General features: G+C 72.1%; 15 protein-coding genes. 7 read left to right on the top strand and 8 right to left on the bottom strand.

Annotated elements, in window-relative coordinates:
- Window positions 1–2: 2 nt before the first annotated feature.
- From RZ50_RS27730 to RZ50_RS27715, 4 genes are all read right to left on the bottom strand, one after another.
- On the bottom strand, window positions 3–1,040 hold the full coding sequence (locus RZ50_RS27730; RefSeq protein ID WP_196950173.1) for an alpha-ketoacid dehydrogenase subunit beta: 1,038 nt from the start codon (window positions 1,038–1,040) through the stop codon (window positions 3–5).
- Between the two features lie 14 nt (window positions 1,041–1,054).
- Window positions 1,055–2,023, bottom strand: coding sequence for a thiamine pyrophosphate-dependent dehydrogenase E1 component subunit alpha (locus RZ50_RS27725; protein ID WP_308272378.1), 969 nt, complete (start codon window positions 2,021–2,023; stop codon window positions 1,055–1,057).
- On the bottom strand, window positions 2,020–3,228 hold the full coding sequence (locus RZ50_RS27720) for an acyltransferase (RefSeq protein ID WP_196950174.1): 1,209 nt from the start codon (window positions 3,226–3,228) through the stop codon (window positions 2,020–2,022). The genes RZ50_RS27725 and RZ50_RS27720 overlap by 4 nt, the downstream gene beginning before the upstream one ends.
- 81 nt (window positions 3,229–3,309) lie before the next feature.
- Complete coding sequence (locus RZ50_RS27715) at window positions 3,310–4,590, bottom strand: activator-dependent family glycosyltransferase (RefSeq protein ID WP_196950175.1); 1,281 nt, start codon at window positions 4,588–4,590, stop codon at window positions 3,310–3,312.
- Window positions 4,591–4,653: 63 nt separating this feature from the next.
- Between RZ50_RS27715 and RZ50_RS27710 the strand changes: the two genes are divergently transcribed.
- The 3 genes from RZ50_RS27710 (at window position 4,654) to RZ50_RS27700 (ending at window position 8,243) form a co-directional block, all read left to right on the top strand.
- Window positions 4,654–5,793 (top strand): RNA polymerase subunit sigma-70, encoded by a 1,140-nt coding sequence (locus tag RZ50_RS27710; protein WP_308272376.1) that lies wholly within the window; start codon window positions 4,654–4,656, stop codon window positions 5,791–5,793.
- Window positions 5,794–5,936: 143 nt separating this feature from the next.
- Window positions 5,937–7,508, top strand: a complete 1,572-nt coding sequence (locus RZ50_RS27705; protein ID WP_308272374.1) for an MFS transporter — start codon at window positions 5,937–5,939, stop codon at window positions 7,506–7,508.
- Window positions 7,509–7,595: 87 nt separating this feature from the next.
- A complete protein-coding gene (locus tag RZ50_RS27700) occupies window positions 7,596–8,243 on the top strand; it encodes a DUF899 domain-containing protein (RefSeq protein WP_196950176.1) in 648 nt (215 codons plus the stop codon).
- Window positions 8,244–8,325: 82 nt separating this feature from the next.
- Here RZ50_RS27700 and RZ50_RS27695 read toward each other — a convergent pair whose 3' ends face one another.
- Window positions 8,326–9,015: an alpha/beta fold hydrolase gene (locus RZ50_RS27695; protein WP_196950177.1), complete on the bottom strand. Its 690-nt coding sequence runs from the start codon at window positions 9,013–9,015 to the stop codon at window positions 8,326–8,328.
- A gap of 176 nt (window positions 9,016–9,191) precedes the next feature.
- Between RZ50_RS27695 and RZ50_RS30260 the strand changes: the two genes are divergently transcribed.
- The 3 genes from RZ50_RS30260 to RZ50_RS27680 all read left to right on the top strand — a co-directional run bounded on the left by RZ50_RS30260 (window position 9,192) and on the right by RZ50_RS27680 (window position 12,635).
- A complete protein-coding gene (locus RZ50_RS30260) occupies window positions 9,192–10,781 on the top strand; it encodes a GMC family oxidoreductase (RefSeq protein ID WP_196950178.1) in 1,590 nt (529 codons plus the stop codon).
- Between the two features lie 13 nt (window positions 10,782–10,794).
- Window positions 10,795–12,048, top strand: a complete 1,254-nt coding sequence (locus tag RZ50_RS27685) for a cytochrome P450 (RefSeq protein ID WP_196950179.1) — start codon at window positions 10,795–10,797, stop codon at window positions 12,046–12,048.
- A gap of 107 nt (window positions 12,049–12,155) precedes the next feature.
- Window positions 12,156–12,635, top strand: a complete 480-nt coding sequence (locus tag RZ50_RS27680) for an SgcJ/EcaC family oxidoreductase (protein WP_196950180.1) — start codon at window positions 12,156–12,158, stop codon at window positions 12,633–12,635.
- A gap of 65 nt (window positions 12,636–12,700) precedes the next feature.
- Here the strand turns inward: RZ50_RS27680 and RZ50_RS27675 are convergent, their stop codons facing one another.
- Both RZ50_RS27675 and RZ50_RS27670 read right to left on the bottom strand, forming a co-directional pair.
- A complete protein-coding gene (locus RZ50_RS27675; RefSeq protein WP_196950181.1) occupies window positions 12,701–13,504 on the bottom strand; it encodes a TIGR03084 family metal-binding protein in 804 nt (267 codons plus the stop codon).
- Window positions 13,505–13,612: 108 nt separating this feature from the next.
- Entirely contained in the window at window positions 13,613–15,118 is a 1,506-nt protein-coding gene (locus RZ50_RS27670) for an MFS transporter (RefSeq protein ID WP_254803076.1), read from the bottom strand.
- Window positions 15,119–15,314: 196 nt separating this feature from the next.
- Between RZ50_RS27670 and RZ50_RS27665 the strand changes: the two genes are divergently transcribed.
- Window positions 15,315–16,016 (top strand): TetR/AcrR family transcriptional regulator, encoded by a 702-nt coding sequence (locus tag RZ50_RS27665; protein ID WP_196950182.1) that lies wholly within the window; start codon window positions 15,315–15,317, stop codon window positions 16,014–16,016.
- A 41-nt stretch (window positions 16,017–16,057) separates the two neighbouring features.
- Here RZ50_RS27665 and RZ50_RS27660 read toward each other — a convergent pair whose 3' ends face one another.
- On the bottom strand, window positions 16,058–17,089 hold the full coding sequence (locus RZ50_RS27660; protein WP_217680948.1) for an NAD-dependent epimerase/dehydratase family protein: 1,032 nt from the start codon (window positions 17,087–17,089) through the stop codon (window positions 16,058–16,060).
- Window positions 17,090–17,094 lie beyond the last annotated feature (5 nt).

Below are 17,094 nucleotides of genomic sequence, written 5' to 3'. Positions count from 1 at the left end.
GATCAGTAGGGGCCGACGAATCCGCGGGCCAGCTCGTCCTCCCCGACCGCCACGCGCCCACGGAGCCCGAGGACTTCGAGCGCCGCCCGGGCCACCGCGTCGGCGTTCGGGTTGAACGCCTCCTCCAGCGGCCAGGACACCGGTGCGGGGCTGTCCGGCGGGGTGACCCGGCGTACGGGCGCGCGCAGGGAGTCGAAGGCGCGCTCCGCCACCACCGCCGCGACCTCGGCGCTCAGCCCGTAGCGCGCCCAGCTGGTGTCCGCGACGACGAGGTGCCCGGTCTTCGCGACGGATGCGCAGATGAGGTCCTCGTCCAACGGGCGGATGCTGCGCACGTCCACCACCTCGGCGCTCACGCCTTGCAGGGCGGCCAGTGCCGAGGCGGCCCGCTCGGCCTCGCGGACCATCAGCGAGGCGGCCACGATGGTGACGTCGGTGCCCTCGCGCACGATCCGGCCGCGGCCGATCGGCACGCCCACCGGGCCCTCGGGCACCTCGCCCTCGACCTCGTACAGGCCCCGGTTCTCGATGATCACCACGGGGGTGTCCCCCTGCAGGGCCGTGACCAGCAGGCCCTTGGCGTCGGCCGGGGAGGCCGGGGTGACGACGTGCAGGCCCGGGAAGTGGCCGAAGACGGAGTGCAGGCTCTGCGAGTGGGTGGCGCCCTGCCCCCAGCCGTGCCCCACGACGCCGCGCATCACCACCGGCACGCCGCCCTTGTTGCCGTACATGTAGCGCCACTTGGCGGCGACGTTGAGGATCCCGTCCATCGCCAGGAACATGAAGTCGTCGCGGGTGTGGACGACCAGCGGCCGCAGGCCCTGCGAGGCCGCGCCGACCGCGATGCCCGCGAAGGCGTTCTCGCAGTTGGGGATGTCCAGCACCCGGCTCGCCCCGAACCGCCGCATGGCGGCGGTGGTGGTGCCGTAGATCCCCTTGTGGTCGTCGACGCTCTGGCCGGCGACGAGGATGGTCGGGTCCGCCTCCATGCACTGCACGGTGGCCTCGCCGATCGCCTCGCTGTACTTCAACATCCGCATCGGTCGGACTCCTCTCAGTCCTCGTAGGCCCCGGACAGCAGGGTTTCGACGGCGGGGAACGGGCTGGCCTTCGCCACGGCGATCGCCTTGGCCAGCTCCTCGCGGCTCTCCGTCTCCCACTGGGCGCGGGCCCGGTCGATGCCGGGCACCCGCTCCCGCAGCTCCTCGGTGGCGCGCGTGATGGGGCAGCGGGCGATCCAGGAGTCGACCTCCGCCTTGGAGCGGTGGTCGCGGTCGTAGTCCCAGTTCGGGCCGACGTGCTCGCGCCAGCGGTAGGTCGTCAGCTCCAGGAAGTACGGCCCCCTGCCCTCGCGGCACCACCGCACCGCCTCCGTCGCGGCGGCGTACACGCCGAACACGTCGTTGCCGTCGACCCGCACGCCGGGCATGCCGTAGCGGTCGGCCCACCGGGTGATGCTGTTCCCGGCCGGCTGCCGGGAGGAGAGCGGCGAGGAGAGCGAGTAGCCGTTGTTCTCGCAGACGAAGACCACCGGGACGCGGCGCAGCGCCGCGAAGTTCAGCGACTCGTGGAAGACGCCCTCCTCGGCGGCGCCGTCCCCGAAGAAGGTCGCCGCGACGTCGTCCCGGCCCGCCACGGCGGACGCCCAGGCCGCGCCGGTGCCCACCGAGATCATCTCGCCGAGGATGGCCGAGGAGGCGCCGAAGCCGGCCTCCAGGTCCACCAGGTGGACGGATCCGCCGCGGCCGCCGGAGCAGCCGGTCTCGCGGCCGTACAGCTCGGCGACCATGGCGGTCAGGTCGCCGCCCTTCGCCAGGTACTGGGCGTGGCAGCGGTGTCCGCTGTACACCAGGTCGGACCGGCGCATCGCGGCGCAGACGCCGACCGCCGTCGCCTCCTGCCCGATCGAGAAGTGCACCGGGGTGCGCATCTCCTGCTCCTCGCGGTAGACGTCCGCGAGTCCTTCCTCCACGGCGCGGATGCGCACCATGGCGCGCAGCAGTTCCTCGGGTTCGGTCGTCACCGGATGACCTCCCTCTCACTCGGTCGTACGTCCACGGATGGTGTCCTCGCGCGCTGCGGCCCCCGGGCCCACCTGCGCATCACCGGCCGTTCGACGCAGACGTGCAGCAGGGTGCCCGCGACGAGGTTGGCGAGGATGAAGCCGATCAGCACGGCGATGGCCGTCGGGGTGTCGTAGCGCGCGTTGTGGCCGATCAGGGTACGGCCGTAGAGCAGCACGATGCCCTGGGCCATGTAGAAGCCGAAGGACCGCTCGCCCAGCCACTGCATCGCCCGCCCGCTCACGGGCGTGCGGCCGCCGCGCGCGTCGGCCGCGGCGAAGGAGCAGATCACCACGGAGATCGGGATCACCATGGCGACCTCGAAGCGGTAGAAGAACGGCACGTGCAGCGAGAGCACGTAGCCGGCGGCCATCAGCGCGACGGCGGCCGTCATCGGGATCCTCGGCCAGCGGCCGGCCCGCACGATCCTGGCCAGCACCATGCCGAGCGCGAACTCGAAGAGGCGGGCCGGCGGGAAGTAGTAGGCGGACCAGAACTGGGTCATCGACAGGTCCGGGATGAACGGCGTCCTCGGCGTGCTCGTCACCAGGTACTGGGTGACGAGGGCGACGCCGACCGTGCCGGCCACCATCGCCCCGGCCCACGCCCACAGCCGGTTGTCGGCGATCCGCCGGACCGGTCCGATCACGAACGGGAAGAGCAGGTAGAACAGCAGCTCGCAACAGAGCGACCAGCTGGGGGCGTTGACGCTCATGAAGGTCGACGGGTCGGAGGAGAACGAGTGCAGCAGCAGCACGTTCTTCAGCCACACGGTGGCGGGGGTGTACGCGGCCGCGAAGAGCAGCATGGCGATCGCGAAGGTCGCCAGGTGCGTGGGGTAGATCTTCAGCAGCCGGCGGCGCACGAACGCGGTGCCCCGCTCGCCGGGCACCGCCGACCAGGTGAGCACGAAACCGCTGAGCACGAAGAAGAACGAGACGCCGACGAAGCCCCCGTTGGCCACCACCGCCGCGAAGTCGCTGGTCGCCGAGGGGTCGGCGAACGGCGTGACCGGCCCGTGCGGCGGATAGGGGCCGAGCAGCTGGGCGAAGTGGTAGAGGAAGACGAACAGGGCGGCGAAGAATCTCAGGCCGGTCAGCGACGGCAGTTTGGGCGGGCGGGTCGACGCGCCGGTCGGGGCCTCGCCCACCGCGGCGGCGGTCATCGGACCGCCGCCGGGCGGGTTCTCGCGGTCATGGCTTCTCCTGCGTTCTGCGGTCGGGGGAGGTCGGGTCGGTGCCGGTGGTCAGCAGGTGCCACGCCGTTGCGCGGTCAGCCTCTCCAGGGTGTGCACCAGGTCGTTGGGGGTCGGCGTGGCGAGCCGCTCGGTCCGCACCGCGGCCGCCCGGGCGGCGAAGGCGGGGTCGTCGAGCACCCGCACGAGGCCGTCGCGCAGCGCCTCGGCGGTGAGCGTGTCCGAGTCGCCGACGTAGAGGCCCGCGCCGCGCGCCTCCAGCCCGTTCGCCTCCGCGACCGGCCCCCACCAGCGTTCCGTCCAGTAGGTGCTGGGCGCGATCAGCTGCGGCACGCCGTGTTCCAGGGCGGCCGCGAAGGTCGCGGTGCCGCCGTGGTGGACGATCGCCGAGCAGGTGGGCAGCAGGACGTTCAGCGGCACGAAGTCCGCGATCCGGACGTTGTCCGGCACGCTGTCCACCTGGTCGAGCTGCCGCCGGTTGAGGGTGGCGACCACCTCGACGTCCAGGTCGGCCACGCCTTCGAGCAGGTCCGGGACGGAGACCTCGATGCCGTGCGACTCGCGGTGCGAGGTGCCGAGGGTGACGCAGACCCGCCTCCTGGCCGGCGGCTTGGACAGCCACTCGGGTGTCACGCTGGGCCCGTTGTACGGGACGTGGCGCATCGGCACGTAGTGGACGTCGCCCGGGGGGTGCGGCACCCACGAGGGCATCGGGTCCATGGTCCACTGGCCGAGCACGACCTCCTCGGTGAACCGGTGGCCGATCCGTTCGAGTTTGGGCCCGAGCCAGTCCTCCAGCGGATCGTTCAGCGCGGCGCCGGTGTGCCCGGCCCGCTCCCGGTGGAAGGCGGCGCGGATCTGCGCCAGGCCGTCGGCGCCGAAGAGCAGCCGGGCGTGCGCGGCCCCGCTGGCCAGCGCGGCCACCGGCCCGGCGAAGGCGAGCGTGTTCCAGACGACCAGATCGGGCTTCCAGCCCACCGCGTAGTCCACCAGGTCGTCGAACATCCGGTCCGGGCAGATCATCGGGAAGAAGCCGTCGGTGATGGTCGACAGGTGCGCGTGCGGCTCCTCCGGGAACGTCGACTGGACCGGTTTGACGACTGGCCCCGGCCCGGGCCGCGGCGCGGCCGGCTGTGCGGGGCCCAGCTTGCTCTCCAGGTTCAGCGGGTCCCCGACCGGCACCGCGGTGAACCCGGTCCGCATGACGTCCTCCGCCAGGTCCGGCTGGCTGGCGACCCGCACGGAGTGGCCGGCGATCTGCAGGGCCCAGGCGAGCGGCGTCATGGCGTAGAGATGGGATTTGTTGAGGCAGGTGAGGAACAGGACGCGCATGCGGATCTTCCCTCCCGTCGTGTGCCCTCAGCGTGATCGCTGGCGAACACCCGGCGCACCTCCGTGATTGCTCACCCTCCGGTCCGTGACGTAGGGTTGGCCACCGATGATCGACAGTCACCACAGGTGGTCGGGAGGGCATCGGTGGGTACAAGCGGGGCCAGCACGCGTCGGGCCGAGGAGCGCATCGCGGTGAGCACGGCGGTGCGCAACGGCGACGAACCGGCCTTCACGGACTTCACCGAGCGGTACCGGCGCGAGCTCCAGGTGCACTGCTACCGGATGCTCGGCTCCTTCGACGACGCCGAGGACCTGGTGCAGGAGACCTTCCTGCGGGCCTGGCGCAAGCGGGAGACGTTCCAGGGGCACTCCACGTTCCGCGCCTGGCTGTACCGGATCGCCACCAACGCCTGTCTGGACCACCTGGACCGCCACCCGCGCACGCCGGTCGCCCTGCCCGCGGCCTGGGGGGCAGCGGCGGGCGCGACCGCCCAGCTGACCGAGGTCCCGTGGCTGCAGCCGTACCCGGACCACCTGCTGGAGCCGATCGCCCCGAGCGACACCGAGCCGGACGCCGCGGCCGTCGCCACCGAGACGATCGAGCTGGCCTACCTCGCGGCCATCCAGCACCTGCCGCCCCGGCAGCGCGCCGTCCTCATCCTGCGCGACGTGCTCGGCTGGACGGCCAACGAGACGGCGGCCCTGCTGGAGAGCACCTCGGCGTCGGTGAACAGCGCCCTCCAGCGCGCCCGGGCCACGCTCAAGCAGCACCTGCCCGACCGCCGGCTGGACTGGGGGCCCGCCGGGGACCCGAGCCAGGAGGAGCGGGCCGTACTGCACCGCTACATGGCGGCCACCAAGCGGGGCGACCTCACCGCGCTGGCCGAACTGCTGCGCGAGGACGCCCGGTTCACCATGCCGCCGACGCTCACCAGCTACCTCGGGCGGGACGCGGTCATCGCCGGCTGGCTGCCGGCGCTGGTCGGCCCGAACGCCTTCACCGACGTGCGGCACCTGGTCACCGCCGCCAACCGCCGACCGGCCGTGGCGACGTACGTCCGCCACCCGGAGGCCTCGGCGTACCTGCCGGTCGGACTGCACGTGCTGCGGATCGAGGGCCCGGAGATCGTGGAGATCACCGCGTTCATCGCGGACGTCTTCCCGTCCTTCGGTCTGCCGGCCACCCTCCAGGACACGCCCTGACCTGCGGCTGAGCCCCTCGCCGGCGGCCCTCGGGCCGTTCCCGGCAGGATCCGGCGGGGGCACCGATGAGTTTTTCCGCGTCCGACCGTCTCAATGAAGGAGCCGCCGTCACCGGCGGCACGGACGGACGAGAGGACTTTGACGTGACCACTGTTGACATGCCCCAAGCCGGGAGGAAGGAGTGGATCGCCCTCGCCGTGCTGGCGTTGCCCACTCTGCTGGTGTCCATGGACCTCAGCGTGCTCAACCTGGCTCTCCCCCATCTGAGTGAAGACCTCCACGCCAACAGCGTCGAGCAGCTGTGGATCATCGACTCCTACGGCTTCGTGGTGGCCGCCTTCCTGATCACCATGGGCACGCTCGGTGACCGGATCGGCCGGCGGAAGGTCCTGCTGATCGGCGCGGCGGCCTTCGGCATCGCCTCGACGGTGGCGGCGTTCTCCACCAGCACCCCGATGCTGATCACGGCCCGCGTGCTGATGGGTGTGGCGGGGGCGACCCTCGCCCCCTCGACGCTCGCGCTGATCGTCAACATGTTCTACCGCAACCCCAAGCAGATGGGCGCCGCCATCGGCGTCTGGGTGAGCGCCTTCATGGGCGGGCTCGCGCTCGGCCCGGTCGTCGGCGGCGTGATGCTCCAGTTCTTCTGGTGGGGCTCGGTCTTCCTGCTCTCGGTCCCGATCATGGTGGTCCTGCTGATCGCCGGTCCGCTGCTGCTGCCCGAGTTCAGCAACCCCGAGGCCAAGCGCCTCGACCCGCTCAGTGTCCTGCTGTCCCTGGCCGGTCTGATGCCGATCATCTACGGCATCAAGGAGCTGGCGCAGAACGGCTGGAGCCTCGTCCCGGCCCTCGCCATCGTCATCGGCGTCGTCCTGGGCGCCGTGTTCGTCGTCCGCCAGCGCACGCTGGAGGACCCGCTGATGGACCTGCGCCTGTTCGGCCACCGCCAGGTCAGCGCCGCGCTCGTGATCAACATCTTCGGCGCGGTCGTCGGCGGCGGCACCATCTTCGTGGTGAACGTCTGGCTCCAGGCCGTCGAGGGGCTCTCCCCGCTGAAGGCCGGTCTGCTCATGATGCCGTCCGGCGCCGCCATGGTCATCACCGCGATGTCGGCCCCCGCCATCGCCCGCAAGATCCGGCCCGCCTACGTCATCGCCGCCGGCCTCACCGTCGCGGCGATCGGCTACCTCGTCCTCACCCAGGTCGGCAGCGACGGCGGCCTGGCCCTGGTCATCACCGGCGTCACCATCACCAGCGCGGGCTCCGGCCCGCAGGCGGCGCTGACCACCAACCTGATCCTCGCCGCGTCCCCGCAGGAGCGCTCCGGCGCCGCCGCCTCGCTCTCCGAGACCTGCGGCCAGCTCGGCATCGCGCTGGGCGCCGGTGTGATGGGTGCCATCGCCACCGCCGTCTACGGTGCCAACCTCGCCGACCCGCTGCCGGCCGGCACCCCGCAGAGCGCGCACGAGAGCGTCATCGGCGCCCTGACGGCCGCGAAGGACCTGCCGTCGGACTCCGCCAACGCCCTGCTCCGCACCGCGCACGACGCCTTCACCAGCAGCCTCACCGCGGTCTGCGTGATCAGCACCGTGGTGCTGCTCGGGCTCGCCGCGATCGCCGCGATCATGCTGCGGCACGTCGGGGTCACCAGCAACGCGCCGGCCGAGGCCGAGGCCTCCGACGCCGGCGAGCCCTCGGTCCAGCCGGCCGGCTGAGCCGTCCCGGCGGTTCCGGCGCCCCCGTCCGGAACCCCCGTCCAGAGCACTCCCAGACGATTCCCGACGATTCCAGGAGAGAGAACGATGTCCGTTCCGCCCGTCGTCACTCGCGACGAGTGGCTGACCGCCCGCGAAGAGCTGCTGCGCCAGGAGAAGGCGCTCACCCGGATGCGTGACGCGGTGAGCGCGCAGCGCCGGCAGCTGCCGATGGTGAAGCTGGACAAGCAGTACACCTTTGAAGGGTCCGACGGCCCCGCCACCCTGCTCGACCTGTTCGCCGGGCGCCGTCAACTCATCGTCCGGCACTACATGTTCCACCCGAACTGGGACGAGGGCTGCGTCGGCTGCTCGCTCCAGGTCGACAACCTCGGCCACCCCAACCACCTCAACGCCCGGGACACCACGCTCGTCCTGGTCTCGCGCGCGCCGCTGGCGAAGCTGGAGGCGTTCAGGAAGCGGATGGACTGGACCGTGCCGTGGTTCTCGTCCTTCGACAGCGACTTCAACCAGGACTTCCACGTGACCAACGCGGCCGGTGGCGAGTCCTCCGGCCTGAGCGTCTTCCTGCGTGACGGGGACGAGGTCTTCCACACCTACTCGTCCTCGTCGCGGGGCGGCGACATCCTCATCAACACCTACAACTACCTCGACCTCACGCCGCTCGGCCGGCAGGAGGAGGGGCTGGACTACCCGCAGCAGTGGTGGCGGCTGCACGACCGCTACACCGACTGACCGCCGCACCGGCCACAACCGAACGCGCCGGTCGGACCGCCCCCGGGGGCGGTCCGACCGGCGCGTCGGCCGTCGGCTCCGATCACAGCGCCGCGCGGTACGCCTCCAGCCGGTCGGCCAGCTCCGCCGGGTGGCCGAGCATCGGGCAGTGGTCGCCCGGCATCTCGTCGGGCTGGAAGCCCAGCCGGTCGGCGACCATCGCGCGCATGAACTCCGGCGGGAAGAACCGGTCCCCGGAGGCCATCAGGAACCTGGTCGGCACCGACGGCCAGGCCTCCAGCGGCCACGGCTTGATGAACGGCGTCGCCGTCTGGGCCCGCTGGTGCTTCGCCAGGAACTCGGCGGCCAGATCGGCCGGAGTGTCGTACAGCACCAGGGACAGCGGCTCCTCCTCCGTGCCGTCCGGCACTCCCCGGCGGCGGTCGGCCTCCTCCCGGGCCTGCCCGTAACCGGTGTTGCCCCACCACTCCCCCGGCGACTCGCCCGGCGCCGGCACCTGCGCCTGGAGCATCACCAGCAGGTCGACCGGCAGCCGGTCACAGACCAGCGGGCCGGTGAAGCCGCCCAACGAGTGGGCGACGACGACGAGATCGGTGCGGTCACCGATCGCCTTCACCACCGTGTCCGTGTACTCCGCGAGCCCGGCCGACTCGTCGTCGCACGGAAGGTCCGGTGCGACCACCTCGTGGCCGCGCTCGCGCAACTCGGCCGCCAGCGGCCCCCAGTACCACGCGTCCACCGCCGCCGCGTGGATCAAGACGTACGTAGCCATTGAACAGCGCCCCTCACCGTTGAATTCTCACTGCACCGTGGGTCAAGTCTACGGACTACGAGGGCTGTTCGCTTCTCGGAGTGCGCATTTGAGGAGATGTCGGTGGGGCCTCTGAGACCCGACGATGGTGCCCACGAATGAGCAGGTGGAACGTCGAGAGAAGGTAGGTCGAAGCCGTGTACGACTACGTCATCGTCGGCGCCGGATCAGCGGGCAGCGTGATCGCCGCCCGACTCTCCGAGGACCCTGACGTCACGGTCTGTCTGATCGAGGCAGGCCCGGCTGACGCCGCCGAGAACATTCACGTCCCCGCCGCGTTCGGAAAACTCTTCCGCACGCGGTACGACTGGGATTACGACACCCATGAGGAACCCTTCCTCGGGCGGCGGCGCATCTATCTCCCCCGCGGTCGAGTGCTCGGTGGAACCAGTTCCACCAACACGATGGTCTACGTCCGCGGCAACCGCATCGACTTCGACGAGTGGGGCCAACCGGGCTGGAGCTACGGCGAGCTGATGCCGTACTTCCTCCGCTCGGAGGACAACGAGCGCGGCGCGTCCGAGTACCACGCGGTGGGCGGACCGCTCGCCGTCTCCGAGGGCCGGGCGAACAATCCGATGGCGGAGGCGTTCGTCGAGGCCGCGGTCCAGGCCGGCTACCGCCGGAACGAGGACTTCAACGGAGCCGAGCAGGACGGCTTCGGATTCTTCCAGCTCACCCAGCGCGACGGCCGGCGGTGCAGCACGGCCACGGCGTTCCTGGCTCCCGCGCTCGAACGCGGGAACCTCGTCGTCGAGACGAACCTCCAGGTCCACCGGGTGCTGGTGGAGAACGGCCGGGCGGTCGGCGTCACCGGCAGCCGACTCGACGAGACGGTCACCATCCGGGCCGCCCGGGAGGTCATCCTCAGCGCGGGCGCCTACAACTCGCCGCAGCTGCTCCAGCTGTCCGGCATCGGGCCCGCCCAGCTGCTGACCGCCCTCGGCGTCCCGGTCGTCCTCGACCAGCCGATGGTCGGCCAGAACCTCCAGGACCACGCCCTCATCCCGCTGGTCTACAAGCACTCGCAGCCGATCAGCATGATCAGCGCGGGCGGACCGGAGGACGTCGAACAGTTCCTGAACGAAGGACGTGGACCGCTCACCGCGAACGGCCCCCAGTCCGGCGGATTCATCCGCACCCGGGACGGAATTCCCGCACCCGACGCCGAATTCCTCGCCGCACCGGTGATGTTCGCCGACAGCGGCCTCGGAACGCCGACGGACCACGCGATCTCCTACGGCCCCTCCATGCTCGCCCCGCGCAGCCGGGGAAGCGTGATGCTGGCCCTCGACGACCCGACCGCCAAACCGAAGATCATGCACAACTACTTCGCCGACGAATCGGATCTCGACGACGCCGTCGAGGCCACCCGGGCCGGAATGCGGATCGCCCGCCAGGCGGCGCTGAAGCCCTACACCGACGGGCAGCACCAGCAGCCCGCCTCCGAATCCGACGCGGACCTGCGCGACTTCATCCGCCACTACGCCCACTCGATCTTCCACGCCGCGGGCACCTGCGCCATGGGCTCCGTCGTGGACGCGGAACTGCGCGTGCTCGGCGTGGAATCGCTCCGCGTCGCCGACGCCTCGGTGATGCCGACGCTCGTCCGGGGCAACCCCAACGCGGCGGTGATCGCCATCGCCGAGAAGGCGGCCGACCTCATCCGCGGCGTCGCGGCGCCCTCGACGGCGGCGGCCGGCTCCGCCTCCCACCACCAGGCCTAGGAGTGTGCACGCCGTGGACCTGAGCGTCGATCTGTCGAGCGAGGCCTTCAAGGCCCATCCTTACCCGGCCTACGCGGCCCTGCGCCTGGACTCCCCCGTGCACCGGCTCACCGGGCCCATGGGGTCCGAGGTCTTCCTCATCACCCGCTACCAGGACGCCCGGGACGCCCTCGCCGACCCGCGGTTCTCCAAGGAGCCCAAGGCCGCCCCGGAGTGGGCCAAGGTCATGGCGGGCGTCGGGGACGACGAGGGCCCGATGGGCCGCAACATGCTGAACAGCGACCCGCCCGACCACACCCGCCAACGGCGGCTGGTGAACAAGGCGTTCACCCCCCGCCGGGTCGAGGCGCTGGCCCCCCGGATCCAGCGGATCACCGACGACCTGCTGGACGCCGTGGCGGGCGAGCCCGAGACCGACCTCATGGCCGCCCTCGCCCACCCGCTGCCCATCACCGTGATCTGCGAACTCCTCGGCATCCCGCTCGCCGACCGGCGCGACTTCGCGGTCTGGACCCGGATGCTGCTCGCCTCCCCGGCCACCGAGGAGGGCATCCTCAGCCGGCGGCAGGGCAACGAGGAGATGAGCCGCTACCTCGTCGACCTGATCGAGCGGATGCGGCCCGGGGTCGACCCGGACCGCGACCCGGACAGCCAGCCCGACCTGCTCAGCGCGCTGATCGCGCCGGGCCGCGAGGACCAGCTGGACGGCCGCGAACTCCTGGGCATGGTCAAGCTGTTGCTCGTCGCCGGCCACGAGACCACCGTCAACCACATCGGCAACGGGGTGCTCGCCCTGCTGCGCCACCCCGAGCAGCTCGCGCTGCTGCGCAGCCGCCCGGAGCTGCTGCCCGCCGCGGTCGAGGAGATGCTGCGCTACGACGGGCCGATCGAGCGCGTCCCGATGCGCTTCACCACCGAGGACGTCGAGATCGCGGGCACCGTCATCCCCAAGGGCAGCGCCGTCAACATCGTGCTGGGCTCGGCCGACCGGGACGAGCGGCGCTTCGCCGACCCCGACGCCCTGGACATCGAGCGCAAGGACAACCAGCACATCGCCTTCGGCCACGGGATCCACTACTGCGTCGGGGCGCCGCTGGCCCGGCTGGAGAGCCGGATCGCCTTCCGCAGCCTGCTGGACCGGTTCCCCGGGCTCGAACTCGCCTGCAAGCCCGAGGAACTGCGCTGGCGGATCGGCGGCCCGAACATCATGCGCGGGCTGGACACCCTGCCGGTGCGCCTCGGCACCGTCGCGGACGTCCCCCGCTGACCGCCGGCCGCCGGCCCGGTCGGACCCGCCGCGCCGGGGCGCACAGGACGCCCCGGCGCACGACCACCCGTACGAACCCGCACGAACCTGACGACAGGAGTGGAGAAATGCCGACGACGACCTCGCCGTGGGGCGACGCCTCGAAGATCCTCGCCGCCGCGGGCATCGAGGAGGACCAGACCTACTACCGTGAGTTCACCACCGAGGAGCAGAAGGCCGTCCTCACCGTCCCGATGCGCATCCAGGACGCGTGGGAGCACAACGACGCCGACCGCTTCGCCTCGCTGTTCACCGAGAACGGCAGCCTGCTGATGCAGGACAACCAGATGACCAGCCGGGAGGCGATCCGTTCGTTCATGGCGGCTGGCTTCGAGGGCGCCTTCCGCGGGGCGCGGGTGCGCGGGTTCCCGCTGGCCGTCAAGTTCCTGGACGACGACACGGCGCTGGTCGTCAGCCAGGGCGGCATCCAGCTGGAGGGCGAGAGCACGACCGCGCCCGAGCGCCAGGTCCGCATCACCTGGGTGATCGTCAGGCGGGGCGGCGAGCTGAAGCTGCTGTCCCACCAGAGCAGCCCGATCAAGGGCTGACCACCGTACGAACGCCGCGTCCCCCCTGCCCGAGGAGCAGGGGGGACGCGGCGTTGCGGCGAGGACTACGGCCGCGGGGCGGCGAACTGGCCGGGCGTACGGCCCGGGCCGGCCGGGCCGCGGTAGGCCTGCGCGAGGTCCAGCCAGGCGTCCGCGTCCGCGCCGATGGCCACCAGCGCCAGGTCGTCGCGGTGCCGGCGCCTGGTCACCAGCAGACAGAAGTCCAGGGCCGGGCCGCTGATCCGCTGCTCGGCGTCGGCCGGGCCGAACTCCCAGACCGCACCGGACGGGCCGGTGATCTCGAAACGGAACTCGGTGTCGGGCGGCGTCAGTTGGCGCGCCTGGTAGCCGAAGTCCCAGGTGATGACGGCGAACTGCACCAGGTGACGAAGGCGGTCGGTGGCCTCGCGGCGCACCCCGAGGGCGTCGGCGATGTCCTGGCCGTGGCCGAACAGCTCCATCATCCCGGCGGCGGCCAGCACGGGCGCCGGCAGCGGGCGCACCAGCCACGGCACCGGCTGTCCGGCCGGAACGGCCGCGAGCGCCCGCTCGGCCGTGGCGCGCTCCGCCCGCCAGCGGTCCAGCAGCACCTTGGGCGGGTTCGCCAGGTAGGGCTTGAGCGCCTCCTGGACGGCGCCGTTGAAGTCCTGCCCGATGCCCGCCGCGAGGGCCCGGAAGGCGTCGGGGTCGCCCGCCGACATCCCGGCCATCCGGAAGATGCTCGACAGGTGGGCGATCTGGTGGGCCACGGTCCAGCCCGGGGCCGGGGTGGGGCGCGCCCAGTCCTCGTCCGACAGATCCGCCACCAGAGCGTCGACGGCCTCGCCGTCGGCCACCAGAGCGGACATCACGTCCTGTGCGTCGGCCATGCCTCTTTCCTTTCCGTCGGAAGGCGAAAGTGGAGCCAATTCAGTATCGGCGCAAGGAGATCGGCATTCTTCTCCGCGCGTGCTGCGCGCGGGGCCAGGGCGAGACCCTCACTCCGCGGCGGCCTGGACGGCCGTTCTGGTCAGCCGGTGCCGCCGGCCGATGAACCAGGCGGCGCCCGCGCAGAGCAGCGCCAGAACGGCCACGGCGGTCAGCACGTCGGAGGCCGAGGACACCAGGCCCGCCAGCAGCAGCGGCCCGCACAGCCCGCCCAGCCGGTTGAAGAACGACACCGTCCCGGTGGTCCGCCCGCGCCGGGAGGGGTCCGCCAGGTCGGCCGCGATCGGCAGGAAGATCGCCGCCATCGAGTTCACCGAGAACAGCGCCGCCACCAGCGCCCCCGCGCAGATCCAGGCCACCGCGGCCACCGCGCCGGTGACGGTGAGCGCCAGCAGCAGCACCGCGGTGAGGGTGGCCATGCCCGCCGCCACGACGGTCGGCCCGAATCTGCGGTAGCCCAGCATCAGCAGCAGCGCGCACGGCACCATCACCACCGCCGCCACGGTGAGCATCAGGTTGGCGGTGTGGACCGAAACCCCGCCGAGCCGGGCGAGGCTCGGCACCCAGGTGGTGAGGCCGAAGGTGAGCAGGCCGATCAGGGTGGCGAAGACGTACTGGAGGCCGCTGGTGAACCCCCGCACGGGCACCCGGTTCCGTATCGCCTCCGCCGCGTCGGACCGCGCCGCGGCGGGGGCCGCCGGGGCGGTGAAGTGCGGGACGAACGGCGCGAGCAGGGCCAGCACGGCCCCGGTCGGGGCGCCGATCAGCCAGAGCACCCGCCAGCCGTACCGCGGTTCCAGCCAGAGCGCCGAGCCCGCCGCGACCAGGTAGCCGATCGCGGTCGCCGCCACCGAGAGCGCCGTCACCACCGAGCCTCGGGTGCGTCCGCCGACCGTCTCGATCAGCAGGGTGATCAGCAGCGGGGCGAGGCCGCCGACCGCCAGGCCCATCAGGCCGCACATCACCAGGTTGCCGTGGAAGGTCGGCATCGAGCCGCACATGCTGGTGGCGGTGAAGCCGAGCGTGGCGATCAGGTAGGAGCCCCGCCGGCCGATCCGGTCGGTGAGCACCCCGAACAGCATCGCACCGAGTGCTGTCCCGGTCAGCCCGCAGACCGCCAGCAGCGAGGCCGTGCTGGGCGTCAGACCGTACTCGGCCCGCATGCCCGGGAGGACGAAGCCCAGGGTGGAGGTCTTGCTGATGTCGATGGTCAGCGCGGCCGTGCCGATCACCGCGATCAGCACCCGGCCGCCCCGGCCGGCCCGGGAGGGGGCGGCGACGGGGGCCGCTTCGGGGCGCCCGCGCAGCGCCGCGCCGAGCAGCACCAGGAGCAGGCCGCCGAGCGCGACGAACATCTCCGGCATCTCGGACAGTTCCATGCCCTGCAACGGGTGGCTGGCGGTGGACGGTTTGGCCGGCATGTGGTCCATCGGCATCGACGGATCCATGACGAACGAGTGCCGGAAGGCCACGGCGGCCGAGACCAGCGTGACGACGGTTCCGGCGGCCATCAGCAGCGAAGCGCCGGCGGTGCGGTGGGGTGCTCTCGATTGCAAGGCGGGACCTTTCCTTCGAGGCGGCGGACCGGGCCGCGGCCCCGACTCCGCCGGAGGGTTTGACGTTTCGGGGTCGCTCTCCGTGGCACGCCAAGCTACGGGGCGTGCCGGAACGGTTGCTTCTCGCATCGTGCTGACCAGGGAGCTTTCGGCCTCGAACGGCCTTGGGGGCACGCGCTTTTGGGAAACTGATGACATGAGTCGCCGCCGTTCGGACCCCAAGACCCGCCAGACTCTACTGGTGGACATCGCCGCCCGACTACTCGCCGAGGAGGGCCCGCAGGCGCTCTCGGCGCGGCGCATCGCCTCCGAGGGCGGCACATCGACGATGGCCCTCTACACCCACTTCAACGGGATGCGCGGCCTGGCCCGCGCCATGGTCCACGAGGGCTTCGCCCGGCTGGAGGGGCACTTCGCGAGGGTCCGCCGCAGCGACGACCCGGTCGCCGACCTGTGCCTGTTCGGCCGCGCCTACCGGTACAACGCCCTCGCCAACCCCCATCTGTACGCGGTGATGTTCGGCTCCTCCTCCCTGGCCGGCTTCTCGCTCGGCGAGGACGACCGCCAGCACGGCCGCTACACGCTGGTCGGTGTGGTGAAGTGCGCCACCCGCTGCATCGAGTCGGGCCGGTTCCGCTCGGCGGACGCCGATCTGGTGTCCCATCAGATGTGGTCGGCGGTGCACGGACTGGTCGTGCTGGAGCTCGGCGGCTACCTGATCGAGCCCTTCGACGCCGAGCGCTGTCTGGAGGCGCAGCTGATCGGCCTGATGGTCGGTGTCGGAGACACGCTGGAGGCCGCCACCAGATCGGTGGCGGCCTCGGGGCGGCGACTCCGGGAGGAGATCGCGGAAGCGGAGATCGCGGAGGAGGAGTGCCGATCCGGCGAGCCGGACTGACCGGCCCGCCGGATCGGCGGGTAGGGGCGGGGGGGGACCGCTCAGTCGCGGTTCCCCCCGGCCAGCAGGCCTATCTGACGCTCGGTCAACTTCCCCTGGTCGTGGAGCCAGCGCGCCGTGTCGGCCATGGTCTCGGCGACCGGCCTCGGTGCCAGCCCGCACGTGCTCGCGTCCGGGTCGACCGGAACCGCGCAGGCGCAGGTGTACACGGCCCCGTACTCCGCCGGGATGTGCCGGGGCCAGACCCGCTGCACCAGCCCGGCCAGCGCGCCGACCGGCAGCATGGCGCGGGCCGGCAGGAACACCGCCGGCAGCCGCCGGCCGGTGGCCTCCCGCAGGGTCCTGACGTACTGCCGGGTGGTGAGCTGCCGACCGGGCGCGAAGTGCCGGTCCGGGGCGGACCTCGGCGCGGTCAGCAGCCGGGCGTGCAGTTCCGCGGTGTCCCGGACGTCGCCGACCGGGAAACCCCCGAGGGGCCAGATGGGCATCAGCCCGCGCAGCGTGTTGCGCAGCCGCGCGTTCTGGTCGCCCAGCCTCGGGTCCAACGGGCCCAGCAGGGCGGGCGGGTAGGTGATGACCACCGGCGCGCCCTCCCGCTGGTGGCGCCGGGCGATCCGCTCGGCGGCGGCCTTGGTCGCCATGTACGTCTCCCGGGGACGGCCGACCGGGGAGTCCTCCCGGAGCGGCCGGCCGTCCGACGGGAGCAGCGCGACGATGCTGGAGACGTGGATGATCCGCTCGGCGCCGGCCTTCCGGGCGGCACCGAGGACCACCGCGGTCCCCCGCGCGTTGGTCCGGCGCATGGCGGCGTGCCGACGGCTGTCGAAGGAGTACACCGAGGCCGCGTGCAGGACGGCGTCGGCGCCGCGGACCGCGCGGGCCACGGAGGCCTCGTCGGTGACGTCCCCGACCGCCAGGTCGACGGCTCCCGGGCCCACCGCCAGCAGCCCGAGGGCCCGTTCGGCGGCGGCCGGGTCCCGGACCAGCATCCGGACGGCATGCCCCTGCCGCACCATCGCCGCCACCGAGTGGATGCCGACGAACCCGGTTCCGCCCGTCACGCTGACCAACATCAGTC

The sequence above is a fragment of the Kitasatospora sp. SUK 42 genome (assembly GCF_015776785.2).
GTDB lineage: Bacteria > Actinomycetota > Actinomycetes > Streptomycetales > Streptomycetaceae > Kitasatospora.
Note: the sequence above shows the minus strand (reverse complement) of the source record. Positions and strands in the feature narration are given on the sequence as shown.